Origin of the sequence: Paenibacillus durus, from assembly GCF_000756615.1 — a bacterium.
In the GTDB taxonomy this organism is placed as follows: Bacteria; Bacillota; Bacilli; order Paenibacillales; family Paenibacillaceae; genus Paenibacillus_AQ; species Paenibacillus_AQ durus.
On sequence record NZ_CP009288.1, the window covers coordinates 1947701 to 1962366 of the forward strand.

The 14666-nt window shown below is 52.5% G+C and carries 12 protein-coding genes; 7 read left to right on the forward strand and 5 right to left on the reverse strand.

The window, feature by feature from the left end:
• The first annotated feature begins 3 nt into the window (after positions 1 to 3).
• On the forward strand, positions 4 to 744 hold the full coding sequence (locus PDUR_RS08750; protein WP_042205933.1) for an NAD-dependent protein deacylase: 741 nt from the start codon (positions 4 to 6) through the stop codon (positions 742 to 744).
• Between the two features lie 285 nt (positions 745 to 1029).
• Here the strand turns inward: PDUR_RS08750 and PDUR_RS08755 are convergent, their stop codons facing one another.
• Entirely contained in the window at positions 1030 to 1887 is an 858-nt protein-coding gene (locus PDUR_RS08755; RefSeq protein ID WP_042205934.1) for an AraC family transcriptional regulator, read from the reverse strand.
• 161 nt (positions 1888 to 2048) lie between these two features.
• Here PDUR_RS08755 and PDUR_RS08760 point away from each other — a divergent pair, with 161 nt between their 5' ends.
• The 4 genes from PDUR_RS08760 to PDUR_RS08775 all read left to right on the forward strand — a co-directional run bounded on the left by PDUR_RS08760 (position 2049) and on the right by PDUR_RS08775 (position 7169).
• A complete protein-coding gene (locus PDUR_RS08760) occupies positions 2049 to 3227 on the forward strand; it encodes a galactokinase (RefSeq protein WP_042205935.1) in 1179 nt (392 codons plus the stop codon).
• A 2-nt stretch (positions 3228 to 3229) separates the two neighbouring features.
• Positions 3230 to 4219, forward strand: a complete 990-nt coding sequence (galE, locus tag PDUR_RS08765; protein WP_042205936.1) for a UDP-glucose 4-epimerase GalE — start codon at positions 3230 to 3232, stop codon at positions 4217 to 4219.
• 45 nt (positions 4220 to 4264) lie between these two features.
• Positions 4265 to 5848, forward strand: coding sequence for a UDP-glucose--hexose-1-phosphate uridylyltransferase (locus tag PDUR_RS08770; RefSeq protein ID WP_042205937.1), 1584 nt, complete (start codon positions 4265 to 4267; stop codon positions 5846 to 5848).
• A 157-nt stretch (positions 5849 to 6005) separates the two neighbouring features.
• Entirely contained in the window at positions 6006 to 7169 is a 1164-nt protein-coding gene (locus tag PDUR_RS08775) for an iron-containing alcohol dehydrogenase (protein ID WP_042205938.1), read from the forward strand.
• Between the two features lie 100 nt (positions 7170 to 7269).
• Here PDUR_RS08775 and PDUR_RS08780 read toward each other — a convergent pair whose 3' ends face one another.
• The 4 genes from PDUR_RS08780 to PDUR_RS08795 form a co-directional block, all read right to left on the reverse strand.
• Positions 7270 to 9807 (reverse strand): ABC transporter permease, encoded by a 2538-nt coding sequence (locus PDUR_RS08780; protein ID WP_042205939.1) that lies wholly within the window; start codon positions 9805 to 9807, stop codon positions 7270 to 7272.
• The gene (locus PDUR_RS08785; protein ID WP_042205940.1) at positions 9804 to 10502 is read right to left on the reverse strand and encodes an ABC transporter ATP-binding protein; all 699 of its coding nucleotides are present in this window, start codon (positions 10500 to 10502) and stop codon (positions 9804 to 9806) included. The genes PDUR_RS08780 and PDUR_RS08785 overlap by 4 nt, the downstream gene beginning before the upstream one ends.
• A 108-nt stretch (positions 10503 to 10610) precedes the next feature.
• Positions 10611 to 11639, reverse strand: a complete 1029-nt coding sequence (locus PDUR_RS08790) for a sensor histidine kinase (RefSeq protein WP_052410132.1) — start codon at positions 11637 to 11639, stop codon at positions 10611 to 10613.
• The gene (locus PDUR_RS08795) at positions 11636 to 12322 is read right to left on the reverse strand and encodes a response regulator transcription factor (protein WP_218918452.1); all 687 of its coding nucleotides are present in this window, start codon (positions 12320 to 12322) and stop codon (positions 11636 to 11638) included. Before PDUR_RS08795 ends, PDUR_RS08790 begins: the two co-directional genes overlap by 4 nt.
• Before the next feature lie 186 nt (positions 12323 to 12508).
• Between PDUR_RS08795 and PDUR_RS08800 the strand changes: the two genes are divergently transcribed.
• Positions 12509 to 13024, forward strand: coding sequence for an NfeD family membrane protein (locus tag PDUR_RS08800; protein ID WP_042205942.1), 516 nt, complete (start codon positions 12509 to 12511; stop codon positions 13022 to 13024).
• A gap of 29 nt (positions 13025 to 13053) precedes the next feature.
• Positions 13054 to 14574, forward strand: a complete 1521-nt coding sequence (locus PDUR_RS08805) for a flotillin lipid rafts scaffold protein FloT (protein ID WP_042209199.1) — start codon at positions 13054 to 13056, stop codon at positions 14572 to 14574.
• Positions 14575 to 14666: the final 92 nt, after the last annotated feature.

Here is a 14666-nt window from a genome sequence, read left to right on the forward strand (position 1 = left end):
GCTATGGATTCATTGCAAACCTTGGCTTCCTGGATACAGGAAAGCAGCCGTATCGTCTTTTTCGGAGGAGCTGGAACATCCACGGAAAGCGGAATCCCCGATTTTCGTTCCGCGGCGGGGCTGTATCTGTCGGAGAAATCCTCGCCATATCCGCCCGAGCAAATGCTAAGTTACAGCTTCTTCATATCAAAGCCGGACATTTTTTTTGATTTTTACCGGGGCAAGATGCTTCATCCGGATGCCCAGCCGAACGGCGCCCACCAGCTTCTGGCGCGCCTCGAGCAGGATGGACGCCTGAGCGCGGTCGTGACGCAGAATATCGACGGGCTTCACCAGAAAGCGGGCAGCCGGCGCGTGCTGGAGCTTCACGGGTCCGTGCACCGCAACCACTGTATGAGCTGCTCCCGTTATTACGGACTGGATGCAATTACTGGCAGTGAAGAGACCGTTCCCCGCTGCCCGGAATGCGGCGGCATCATTAAGCCGGATGTTGTACTTTACGAGGAAGAACTGGACCACAAGGTGCTGACTGATTCCGTCCAGGCGATTGCAAACGCCGATCTGCTCATCATCGGGGGAACTTCGCTGACCGTGCAGCCCGCAGCCAGTCTTATTCAATATTTTCAAGGCAAGCATACCGTGCTGCTCAACGGCGAACCGACGTCTTACGATTCACGTGCTGACCTGATCATTACCGATCGGATCGGGTGGGCGATGGACAGAATAAGCGAGATGCTGGGCTGACGGTTTCCCCCGTCTTCGCTCATGCCGGTGATTACAATGTCCTGCGGCAGTTTAAAAATAAATATTCGGACCGCTCCGAATGGAACCATCGCTTTTACGCCGCTCGGGCAAGGTTGCTGACGAATAAATATCTGAACGGCATTCCGGGCGATTTCAGGGCGCCGGGTCAGCCAGATTGATGAGAACGTGGCGGTGCTGTCCAATCTCGAATTCACGGACGAGGAGCTGGACCGGATCGAGATTATTTTGAAGACCGGGAACGATAGTTAACCGGTCTAGCAGCGGCTAGTGATCCTGCTGCCGTGCCGTGACGGCGCGGTAAGCCGTCGGCGACTGGCCGCAGAAGCGCTTGAACTGGCGGGAGAAGTATAGAGCGTCCGTTAATCCGACCGATGCCGCTACCTGCTCCACCGACAGCTCCGGCCGCTCGCGCAGCAGCTGGCGTGATTTGTCGATCCTCAGCTTGAGCAGATAGGTAACGGGTGACAGCCCCGTGTCCTCTTTGAAGATGCGCGACAGATAAGCCCGGTTATAGCCGAGCCCTTTGCACATCTGTTCAATAGAGATAGGATGGGCGTACTGGGAGGACATATAGTGAATCATCTGCTTGACCGTCCGCTTCACCTGCGAATCCTTTCCCGGCAGGCGCGAATGGTCCTTCAGCATCTCGGACGCTTCTCCCAGTGTCAGATACAGCAGCCCAAGCGAGGTCAAGTGACCGCTCTCCCGGCCTGCGTAGAATGTCTTCATGATTCCGGCAAGCGCTTCTGGAATGACGCTTCTGTCGCCGCACGCCGCCACCGGCTGCTCGGGCGAGAAGCCGGCTTCGCGTACAAGCCTGCCCGCATCCGTGCCGGAAAAGGCCGCCCATCTATATTTCCACGGCTGCGCAAGGTCGGATACATAGCTGACCAGCTGGCCGGGCTGAATGAGAAAGCAGTCCCCGGGTCCAAGCTCATAGGTGCGCTGCTCCGTGCGGAATGCGCCTGCTCCCGTTTCAATGCAGTGCAGCAGGAAATAATCGTAGATTTTCGGTCCGACTTGGTGCAGCGGCGGCGTCTGGCTTTCTCCGGCGAATAGTACATGAAGGCTCTGCTCTTCGTAATAGACCGGGTTGGAAGCCACGGAATAGGTTTGTTCCATCCTAAATCCCTTTCTTTCTGATGCTGGGGTAAAGTCACATTTATCCATACATTACACACATGATTGCATTACTGGCAAAGAACCATTTTATTATACTATAAGCATGAAGCATCTGAATATTCAGTCCAAGCAGGATAAGGGCGAAAGGGTGGGGCGAATCAATGAGTATACAAGAGCTTAACGCGGCATTCATTGAAAAATACGGGACAAGCGGCCTGGAGGAGAAAGTGTTCTATGCGCCGGGCAGGGTCAATCTGATCGGAGAGCACCTCGATTATAACGGGGGATATGTTCTGCCAGCGGCGCTGGAATTCGGCACGACACTGATCGTACGGCCGCGAGCCGACAGTAAAGTAACGTTCGCTTCAACTAATTTTCCATATGAATTATCCATTGATTATACCGAAATCGGCAAGGAAAAGACCGGCGAATGGGTGGACTATCCGATTGGCGTAATGGTCGAGTTGAAGAAAAAAGGGCATCCCGTATCGCAGGGATACGACCTTCTCTTCCATGGAGATATCCCTAATGGCGCCGGGTTGTCGTCATCGGCTTCCATTGAGGTTGTTACGGCGTTCGCTTTCCTGACGCTGGAGGGCGGCGATACCGATACGGTGGAAATTGCGCTGCTGTCCCAGCGTGCGGAGAATCAATACGTCGGCGTAAACTCCGGCATCATGGATCAGTTCGCTGTCGCCAACGGCAGAGAGGATCATGCCATTCTGCTTATGTGCGATACGCTGGAATACGATCTGGTGCCTTTCATAACCGGTTCTTATAAGCTCGTTATCGGCAATACGAACAAACGCCGGGGGCTGGTGGATTCCAAATACAATGAACGCCGCCAGCAGTGCGACGAGGCGCTCGCCGCGCTGCGTGAAGAAATCCCTTCCCTTGGTTTCCTGGCGCAATTGAAGCCGGACGAATTCGAACAGCATGCAGGCAAGATCGCCGATGAAACGGTCAGACGGCGCGCGAGCCATGTCGTTGAAGAGAACCAGCGCGTGCTTGACTCTGTCCAGGTGCTTAAAAATAATGATCTGAAACAGTTCGGACAGCTTATGAACGACTCTCACGTCTCGCTGCGCGATTTGTATGAGGTAAGCTGCACTGAACTGGACGTTATGGTTGAGGAAGCACAGCGCATTCCCGGCACGCTCGGCTCGCGGATGACGGGCGCGGGCTTCGGCGGCTGTACCGTTTCGCTGGTGCATGAAGACGATATCGAACGGTTTATCGCCGAAGTGGGCAAAGCTTATAAAGATAGAACGGGTCTTACGGGCGAATTTTACGTATGCGGCATCGGTAATGGGGTTAGAGAACTGGAAGGAGTGAAGTAAAGATGGCTATATTGGTGACCGGCGGAGCGGGATATATCGGTTCCCACACAGTAGCGGAACTGCTTGACCTCGGTGAGGAAGTTGTGGTGCTGGATAATTTGGTAACAGGACACCGGGAATCCCTGCTGGGAGGCAAGCTGTACGTGGGTGATTTACGGGACAAGGAGCTGCTGGCCAAGCTGTTTGCCGAGAACGAGATTGAAGCGGTCATTCACTTTGCCGCGAGCTCCCTTGTCGGAGAGAGCATGAAGGACCCGGTAAAATATTACGACAACAACGTATACGGCACGCAGTGTCTGCTGGAAGGCATGCAGAAGGCTGGCGTGAACAAGATCGTGTTCTCCTCTACCGCAGCGACTTACGGCGAACCGGAGAAGGTGCCGATCGAAGAGACGGACCGCACCCAGCCATCCAATGTCTATGGGGAAACGAAGCTGACGATGGAGCGGATGATGTCGTGGTTCGACAAGGTGCTTGGCATCAAATATGTGGCGCTGCGCTACTTCAATGCCGCCGGGGCGCATGCCAGCGGTAAGATCGGCGAGGATCACCGGCCAGAGAGCCATCTGATTCCGCTCGTTCTTCAGACCGCGCTGAAGCAGCGCGAAAGCATCGCTGTCTTCGGCGACGACTACCCGACCAAGGACGGTACGTGCATACGCGACTATATCCATGTCACCGATCTGGCGGACGCCCATGTCCGGGCTGTAACCTATCTGCGCAGCGGAAGCGGGAGCAACGTATTCAACCTCGGCAACGGCCTGGGATTCTCCGTCAAGGAAGTGATTGAGACGGCCAAGGAAGTGACCGGCCTTGACATTCCGGTTGCCATTCAGGAGCGGCGCGCGGGCGATCCCGCCGTGCTTGTGGCCTCCTCCGATAAAGCCCGCAGCGTGCTGGGCTGGAATCCGTCGCGTGCCGATCTGAAGGAGATTATCCGCAGCGCCTGGAACTGGCATTCGTCTCATCCGCAAGGGTACGGGGAAGCCTGAATGAAGCCTATAGAGATGACAGCCGGTATAAAGGAGAACAACATCATGGTTATCGAAAAAAATACAACGGCTTCCGGGGCCGATCTGGCGCTTCATGCCATAGAGCAGCTCGTCCTGTTCGCAGCGCGCCGGCGCCTGATCGAACCGGCCGACACCGATTACAGCCGCAATCTCCTGCTGGAGCAGTTCAGATTCAGCGAGCCTTATACCGGGAAAGTCGATGATACGGAACTGCAAGGCCCACAGGCTCCGCTGGATGTTCTGATCGATTACGGCTTTGAAATCGGGCTGATTCCGGAGAACAGCGACACGTACCGGGACTTGCTGGATGCCAAGATCATGGGGCTTCTTCTGGCCCGTCCATCGGAAGTGAACGGGGAGTTTTACCGGCTGAGCGCCGAGCAAGGCGTTGCTGCCGCAACTGACCGGTTCTATCAGCTCAGCATTGATTCCAACTATATCCGCATGGACCGCATTTCGAAGAACGTCTACTGGCTGCAGCCTTCGCCATACGGCGATCTGGAGATGACAATCAATCTGTCCAAGCCGGAGAAGAATCCGAAGGAAATCGCCATGGCGCGGCTGCTTCCGCCGCCCGTGTACCCGAAATGCCTGCTCTGCCGGGAGAATATCGGCTATGCCGGACGTCTTAATCATCCGGCCCGCCAGAATCTTCGGGCGATCCCGATTGAACTGAATAACGAGAAATGGTTCTTTCAATACTCGCCATATGTGTATTACAACGAGCACTGCATCGTGTTCCATCACGACCATGTGCCGATGAAGCTGACGAAGGATACGCTGAAGCGGCTGCTGGGATTCGTTAGCGAGTTCCCGCACTATTTTATCGGCTCCAATGCGGATCTTCCGATTGTGGGCGGCTCCATTTTGACGCATGACCATTTTCAGGGAGGCCGCCATACCTTTGCGCTTCAAAAGGCCCCTATCCTGCAGACCTTTAAGCATCCGAACTATGCGGGAGTCACTCTGGGGCTGGTTAATTGGCCGATGTCGGTGATCCGTCTGAATGGGGAGAATCCGGATATCCTTCTGGAATGCGCCAACGACCTTTACGAAATATGGAAAAGCTACAGCGACCCTGCAGCCGATATTCTGGCCTTCACCGAAGCCGGCGGCGAGCGGCAGCCCCACAATACGATCACTCCCATCGTTCGGCGAAGCGAAGGCGGCGGCTATGAGATGGATCTCGTGCTGCGCAACAACCGGACCAGCGAGGAGCATCCCGAAGGCATTTTCCACCCGCACCGCGAGATGCACCACATCAAGAAAGAAAATATCGGTCTGATCGAAGTCATGGGCTTGGCGATTTTACCGGGACGGCTGAAGAATGAGCTGGATGGAGTCGCAGATATTCTCGCCGGCAACACGGCGGAGCTAGAAGCGTTGAACAGCGGCGCGGATCATCCGCTTGCCCAGCATGCGGACTGGATAGCGGAGCTGACCGGGCGCTTCGGCACGGCAATGGATCGCGAGGAGGCCGTCCGCACTGTCCGGAACGAGGTCGGCATCAAATTTACACAAATTCTGGAGCATGCGGGCGTGTTTAAATGCTCGTCCGAAGGCCGGGAGGCTTTCCGACGCTTCATCAATAGCTTTGGCGCGGATTGAATAAGTAAGGCAGGCTCGGAGTGGCCGGTTTCTCTTTAGGGAGAAGCCGGCTTTTTGCTTGGAATCAGGACATACTCTCCGCTTGTTTGAATGGAAAAAGTTAGGGGTTTATAATATAGAGATGCAGCACTAATCCTAAATAATGGAGGCATAACCAATGCGTAATTTCCAATTTTATAATCCAACCCGGCTGATTTTTGGGAAAGGAACGCTTGAAGCGCTGACCACCGAAATTCCTAAATACGGAAAAAGTGTACTCCTTATCTATGGAGGAGGCAGCATTAAACGAAGCGGTTTATACGATAAGGTAACCGCGCTGCTTCAACGCATCGGCGCGAATGTAACGGAACTCCCTGGAGTAGAGCCGAATCCGCGCCTGTCTACCGTACATAAAGGCGTCGATCTATGCCGCAGTCAAGGTATCGATCTGGTTCTGGCCGTCGGCGGGGGCAGCGTGCTGGACTGTGCCAAGGCAATCGCTGTGGGCGCGAAATACGAAGGCGATATGTGGGATTTCGCAGTGCGCAAGGCGGCTCCGCAGGGAGCGCTGCCGCTCGGCACCATTCTGACGATCGCAGCGACAGGCTCGGAGATGAACAGCAACTCGGTAATCACAAATGAAGCGACGATGGAAAAAATAGGCTGGAGCAGCCCCTACGCTTACCCGGCATTCTCCATTCTCGATCCCGAGCTGACCTTCTCTCTGCCGCGTGACCAGACCGTGTACGGTGTTGTGGACATGATGGTGCATGTCCTGGAGCATTATTTCCACACAGATGGCAACACGCCCGTTCAGGACGGCTTCTGTGAAGCGCTGCTGCGGACGATGATGGATGCCGGCTCTAAGCTGGTGAACGATCTTGAGAATTACAAGCTGCGCGAGACGATTCTGTACTGCGGCACGATGGCTCTGAACGGAATGGTGAGCATGGGCTTTGCCGGAGACTGGGCCACGCATAATATTGAGCATGCCGTGTCAGCTGTGTATGATATCCCGCATGGCGGCGGCCTGGCGATTCTGTTCCCGCAGTGGATGAAGTATAACCTGGATGCAGGCCCTGAGCGGTTCCGCCAGCTTGCGGTGAACGTGTTCGGCGTAGATCCTTCCGGCAAAAGCGACCGTGAGGTTGGCCTCGAAGGCATCGAAGCCCTGCGGCGCTTCTGGGATTCCATCGGCGCTCCAAGCCGTTTGGCGGATTACGATATCGACGCAAGCCATATCGACGCAATGGCCGACAAGGCGATACGATTCGGTCCGTTCGGGAACTTCCGCAAGCTTCAGCGGGAAGATGCGGTTGAAATCTACACCATGTCGTTGTAACGGAGTAAGAAGCTTAGCAGTACAGTAAGGAGGCAGGCAAAAAAGGGCAGCGGCTAAGCCGTGGCTTAGCCGCGCCCTTTTTTAAACCATTGGTCCTGCGCTATTCAATTTCTCTCAGCCGTTCCACAATAGTCGCCCGGGATAGTGTTTTGTACGCTCTTAGCGTCACCGTGTAAGCGATGATTAACAAAACAGGAACGGGCAGGATAAACGGCAGCCAGCTCATTCGGAATACCATAAAGGCCAGCGCGTCTGTGATGCTTTTGGAAATGTTATATGTCAGCAGCAGCCCGAGTGTTGAAGTGATGAGGACGGTAAAGAACACGTTGTAGAGTCCCTCATAAATTAGCATGCGTTTTAGCTGCTTTTTGGTCATGCCGATGCTTTCCAGAACGGCAATCTCATTCCTGCGTGAGATCACCCCGGTGAGCACCGTATTCACATAATTAAGGATACCGATGAGGGCAATGACAAAGCTAAGACCGTAGCCTAATGTTTGAAAAATGCGGATGAATCCGCCGAGCTCTGCTTTGTAATCTTCCCTTGATTTTAAAGTCAGCTCATTTGTGGCATCGGTCAAAGTCCTGGCGGCTTGCTCCACCGCATCCAGCTTGTCCGGATCGGCATGCAGCGTGGCGGAAACGTTCATGGATGGTTGGCTGCCTTGTGGTAACTCCTTCTGTAGCTCGGAAGCAGGGAGGAAGGCATTGTAGCCGTTCACAGGATAGCCTTTTGTTGTTGCGGCATACAGAGCGTATTGCTTTAACACCGCCATCACTTCATAACTTTTACCCAAATCATGATATGAAATTTTGTCTCCCGGGTGATAATAGGTTGCCGGATTTGATCCATCCGGTGTAATAGCCTCTGTAATTAACACATAGTTTCCAGAGTCGAATTTCTGTTTATCAAAAAGTCCTTCGACAACATCCTTATTCATTAGATCATACCAACCGGAGTCTAATCCATAGAGTTTAATAGGAATCTTTCCTTCCTTTAAAGTCCAGGGGATCGAGGGGTCTGGATTGGAAGACGTAGCCAACGGCTTCAGAATGGCTCGGATGTTGTTATTCAATGGCGTAAATTCACGTCGATAGTAAACTTGATCCACGCTCTTTACTCCATTAATCTCACCCAATTTCCGGCAAAACTCTGGCGATAATTTATACGGGTCGCCGTTGCGCGTTCCTGTAATACTGACCAATACTTCATTCTGAACCACAAAATCACCGGATATAAAAGCTCCCAGATATTTATTAACATCCAAAGAAGAGATGACGGTATAGATCGTACTGAACAAGACGATACTTAGCGAAAGCGAAGAGAGCATCAGCACCAGCTTTTTTTTACTTCTGAACAGATTAGACAATGCCATATTATGAAGCTTTGCACCATGCTTCGATTTTTTGGATTTCTTCTTTCTGACATTGCTGATTCCAGCAAATTTCACGGCCTCTACCGGCGAGATCCGCGAGGCCATCCGGCCCGGTTTGCTTGACGCCATCCAGACGGTTATGTACGAGAACGCCGCCGCTCCTGCGAAAATCCACGGGCTGGCGGAATAGGAAGTATTCGCAGAACTGCTCGAAAAGGAATTGACCATGGGGGTAACCAGGCGGCCCAGTAAATATCCTGCCCCTAGCCCGAATGGCAGAGCGATGAGATAGAGTCGGCGGGCCTGAATCAAGATGATCCTTTTCAACTGTCTGGGTGTAGTGCCAATGGTCTTCAGCAGCCCGTAAAATTTCACATCACGCACGACAGAAATATAAAAGATATTATTGATTAGTAAGTAGCCGCTGAGCATCGTAATAAGAATGACCACTGCATAAGGAACGATATTTATCAGGTTTTCGGACAGAGTTACACTGGTGTAGGCAGGATTTACGCCATATTCCACATCTAATCCGGTGTCAGTCAAAATCCCTTTTAATTTTTTTTCAATGTCAAATGAATTGTTGAATAGAACCAACAACTGAGAGGTATTTACATAAGAGCCCTTTACCATAGAGAGTTCCGGATTAATCCGGGAAATATGTTTATCTGTGAACGCCTCTGAAACAAACGCTAAACCAGACATTGCCAAATTTTTGTCCGCTTCATAGTAACCTGAGATTTTGAAGTTTTGGCTAATGACCTTATTGTCCCCAATATCGATATCCAGCTTTACAACCTGGCCTAGCTGATGTTTGGCCCCAAGCAAATCGAGTTCCCAGGTATTCAGGACAATTTCGTCCTCGCGGACAGGCAGCCCGCCTTCTATAAAATGGATGAATGAATGTTTGACATAGTTTTCATCAATACGCAGAACCTCTACGCGATTGTTCTTGAAAATAGGGGTGCTTATTTCACCTGCCTGAAGAGAGACTGCATATTCCTTGATAGAGGGGTGTATCTTTAGTTTCTCCAATTCAGCAGGGTTTAAATATTTGAAGCTCCCGTGATAATCACCCCCGGTCGTTTGCATCCGCTCACGCTCCATCGATTTGTTGATACTTAGGGCCATAGTGAATACGGCGGTAATCAAAAGTGTAGTCAGTATGATGGCACAAATGATTGTGAGATTACGGGCGGGGTTGGCTTTGAGGCTTTTTTTGGCGAGATGGGAGATGGCCTTGCGATTGTTCGTGCTGATCATGGCTGGCTCACCTCGGAGCTTTGGGCATGGCCAGAGACGATGGTGCCGTCTTCAATACGGATAATCCGGTCCGCGGTCTGGGCAATTTGTTCATTATGCGTAATCATCACGATGGTTTGATTGAATCTTTCGCTCATCTGTTTTAGCAGAATAAGTACTTCCTGGCTTGTTTTGCTGTCCAGATTGCCTGTCGGCTCGTCCGCCAGGATAATGAATGGTTTGGTAGCCAAAGCTCTGGCGATCGCAACCCGCTGCTGCTGGCCGCCGGACAGATTCGAAGGCAGATTGTTCACCTTTTCCTGCAGGCCCAAAGTGCGGATGACCAGATCGAGATAGGCTTCGTCTATTTTGCCTCCGTCCAGCTCGATGGGTAATACGATGTTCTCCCGTACATTCAGAATGGGAACCAGATTGTAGTTCTGAAAGACGAAACCTACCGATCTGCGCCGGAAAATGGTCAGCTTCTCGTCACTCATCGCAAAAATATCGTTCCCGTCCACATAAACCTTGCCTTCAGTGGCCCGGTCCAGTCCGCCAAGTATATGCAGGAGCGTGCTTTTGCCGCTGCCGCTGGTGCCGACGATGGCGACAAATTCCCCCTTTTCCACGGTTAGTGATATGCCGTCCAGAGCCTTAACGGTAGTGGAGCCTTTTCCATAATGCTTTTTCAAATGTTCAATTTGTAAAATAGGCATAACTTTTCTCCCCCAATGAGATTTATCTGTTCACCGTCTAAGGGTACCAAATCAATCTAACCGGAGCGTGTCTGTAATCTGACGGTAATGACACATTTCGGTTCACAGCTAGGGGAAAAAGAGTGAGAACACTGTGCCTTTACCAGACTCCGAGGTTACTTTGATATGACCGCCTTGTGCTGTAATAATCTCCCGCGCCAGAAACAGCCCGATCCCGACGCCTTCGGCTTCACGCGCCTGTTGTCCCCGATAAAACCGTTTGAAAATATGAGGCAGTTCCTCCTTGCCGATTCCGATTCCCGTATCGGAGATATCCACGCGGGTGAACATTTCATTGCTCTCAGCGGTGATTTGAATGCTTCCGGTTGGCTTTGTGTATTTCACGGCATTCTCTAACAAGTTGAAAAGCGCTTCGCTTGTCCACTTGGCATCGTGACGGGCGGTGAGTTGCGCAGTGCAGTCAATCCGAATCTCGATTTGTTTGCTTTCCGCCAGAACATACACTTGAGACAGCGCCTTAGTGATGGTCTGCAAGAGCGGCTTTGCTTCGATCTGCAGCGAGATCATCCCGGTTTCCAGCCGTGACAGCTTGATCAAAGACTGGATAAGCCAATCCAACTTGTCCGATTGTACTTTTATGTCCTTTACATAATGCCGCGCCTCCTCGTCCAGCCCCGGTAGTTCCTCCAGCAACTGGCTGTAGACTATGATATTGGAGAGGGGAGTCTTGGCCTGATGGGAAATGTCGGAAATCAGCGTTTTGATTTTATTTTTCTCGATTTGAATAGTTTGCTCATTTGCTTTGGAGACGCTTATGTATCGCAGGAGTTTATGTTCCATGGAAGAAAGAGCCGTCTCTTCATAATTGGTGACAGGCCCCCGGCCCTGAATCGCCGCATCAATTACTGCATCCACTGTCTGAATATACTTTGCAATACGGCGGGTCCATAACCATACCCACGCGGCTCCAAGTGCCAGCATACAGATTATGAAAAGAACAGAGAGTCCCAGCAGCGCAGGGTCAATTCCTTTAATAATGATAATTCTGCCGGTATACACGGATACAAGAAATATAACAAGGATGGAGAATATAAGGTTGATTTGTTTGAAATACTTGGCCTGTTTCATTGTCATCATGGGTGTTGTCCTTCTGTCCACATGTAGCCCAATCCGTAGACTGTTTTAATATATCTTGGAGAAGAAGGCTCGTCTTCAAGTTTGGATCGAAGCCGTTTGATTGCCACCGTCAATGCATTTTCATCGACAAATTCAGCATCTTGAGACCACGTTTTGTCTATTAACTGCTCTCTGGTCAAAATGTTGCCCGTGTTAGCGACCAAAACTCTCAACAGTTTTTGCTCCGTTTTGCTGAGGATCAAAGGGCGGCCATGTTTGTAGTACTCCATTTTCCCAAAATCCAAAAAAAATGGACCTATCGCCACCGTATCTTTCCTGTAGGGATCGGTCCGTCTCAGAACGGCCATCACCCTGGCCCGCAGCACCATCAGGCTGAACGGCTTGGTGATATAATCATCGCCACCCAGCCCGAAGCCGGTCACAATGTCGGACTCCATATCGTTGGAGGTGAGGAAAATAACAGGCACCTGTGAGGTCCTGCGGAGCTGCTCGCAGTAATCCAGTCCGCTGCCGTCCGGCAGGTTGATGTCCAGAATAATGAGATCGATTTTATGTGATGTCATAATCTGCTTGGCCGCAGCTAAATCGTAAGCCTGATGGATGGTTAGATCATTCTGGGAAAGGGTGAGCGCAATTCCTTTGTTTAAGCTGCGGTCATCTTCGACGATTAATAAGGTTTTCACGGTGACCTCCTTCATCTTTTTGTCTCACAAAATATTTTCCTGTCCAATGATAGCATATACAACAAACATCATACTGGAGAATACAGGAATTAGTATGTGACGGATGAAAATCCAGATTTTTGAAACCAAACGGTCTTTAATCACGTTTATTTTAGTAAGGATTAGCCTGGGCGGGAGGAGAAGGATATGTACACACTGTACTTAAGCTGTCTGGTGCTGGGAATATTGTTTGCCTTCGTCAGTTTGCTGGCAGGTGATTTGATCGGGCATGCGCTTGGAGGAATGCTGGATTTTCTTTCCTTCGATTTGCTCAGCCCCTCGGTTCTGGCCGGAGGAATAACCGTTTTTGGCGGCGCGGGTATTCTGCTGACCAGGTACAGCGGGCTTGCGGACGGGGCAGTTCTTGTCCTGTCTCTTCTGATATCCGCCTTTATGAGCGTGCTGCTGTATATGGGTTTTGTGAAGCCGATGGACAAAAGCGAAGTGTCCACCGGCTTCTCCATGAGAGAGCTTCCCGGCAAAATTGGCGAAATCAGCGTTCCCGTTCCCGCGCAGGGCTTCGGCGAGGTTATGGTGAGATTCGGCGCCGCGAATACCCTGCATACGGCTGCAAGCTTTGACCGCCGCCCGCTAACTGCTGGAACCAAAGTGGTTGTCGTGGAAGTCAGCGAAGGCGTCGCGTTCGTATCCGAACTAGAATAACGAAGAGGAGAGGATTTGTATTGTTTGGTTTGCCTGATTTTTTATTAATTCCTGTGGTAGTCATTGCTGTCTTGATTGTTCTTGGCCTGGCCTTCTGGGCGCGCTACAGAACGGTCGGTCCGGACGAGGCGATGATCGTGACTGGCTCTTTCCTGGGCAGCAACCATATTTCCGACGACGGCTCTGGCAGGAAGATCAAAATTGTTCGCGGCGGAGGGGCATTTATCTTACCGGTATTTCAGAAAGCCGAATTCATGTCGCTGCTGTCCCATAAGCTCGATGTAACGACACCGGAGGTCTATACGGAGCAAGGGGTCCCTGTAATCGCAGACGGCGTGGCTATCATCAAAGTAGGGAGTTCGGTGGAGGATGTCGCAACAGCGGCCGAGCAATTTATGGGCAAGCCGATTGAATCGCTGAAGGCGGAGGCGCAGGAGGTGCTCGAAGGCCACTTGCGCGCCATTCTGGGAACGATGACGGTGGAGGAAGTATATAGAAACCGCGACCGGTTCGCCCAGGAGGTGCAGGGCGTTGCGGCGCGCGATCTGAAGAAGATGGGGCTCCAGATCGTCTCGTTCACGATCAAGGATGTGCGGGACAAGCACGGCTATCTGGAAGCGCTCGGCAAGCCGCGGATCGCCGCCGTCAAGCGGGATGCGGAGATCGCCGAGGCGGAAGCGCTGCGCGATGCGAGAATTCAGAAGGCCAGCGCCGAGGAGCAGGGACAGAAGGCGGAGCTCTTGCGCGATACGAATATCGCGGAGGCTTCCCGCGACAATCAGCTGAAGATCGCCGCTTTCAAGCGGGACCAGGATACGGCCAAGGCGGACGCCGATCAGGCCTATCATATTCAGGAAGCACGTGCCAAGCAGACGGCGGTTGAGGAGCAGATGAAGGTCGAGCTCGTCCGCAAGATGCGGGAAATCGATCTGCAGGAGAAGGAAATCCAGATCCGCGAGAAGCAGTACGATGCGGAAGTGAAGAAGAAAGCCGAAGCGGACCGCTATGCGGTGGAGCAGGCGGCGGAAGCCGAGAAGGCGCGGAAGATGCGGGAAGCCGATGCGCAGCAGTACAGCATCGAGACGCAGGCCAAAGCGACCGCGGAACAGAAGCGGCTCGAAGGCCAGGCCATCGCGGACGCCGAGCGTGCTAAAGGTACGGCGGACGCCGAGGTTATCCGTCTGCGCGGTCTTGCCGAAGCGGAAGCGAAGGAGAAGCTGGCGGAGGCGTTCCAGAAATTCGGCGAGGCGGCTGTGCTGGACATTATCGTCAAGATGCTGCCGGAGCTGGCGGGCCGCATTGCGGAGCCGTTGTCGTCCATCGATAAACTGACGGTAGTCGATACGGGGAATGGCGAGGGCGCAGCCCGTGTCAGCAATTATGTGACCGGACTGATGGCGACAGCGCCGGAAATGCTGAAGAGCGTCTCAGGCATTGATGTGGAAGGGTTGATCAAAGGGCTGACGAAGACCGGCACGCAACCCTCCGGAGGAGCGCCGGCGGCTGTTCCGGCGCAGGCCGCGCCTGCCGTAGTGAAACCGCAAGAGTAGCCGGCAGCAATTTCATATCAGAGCTGTTCTGCAAGGTCCGCATTGGATCTTGCCGGAACAGCTCTTTTTCAGAATATACGAATGTACATTAA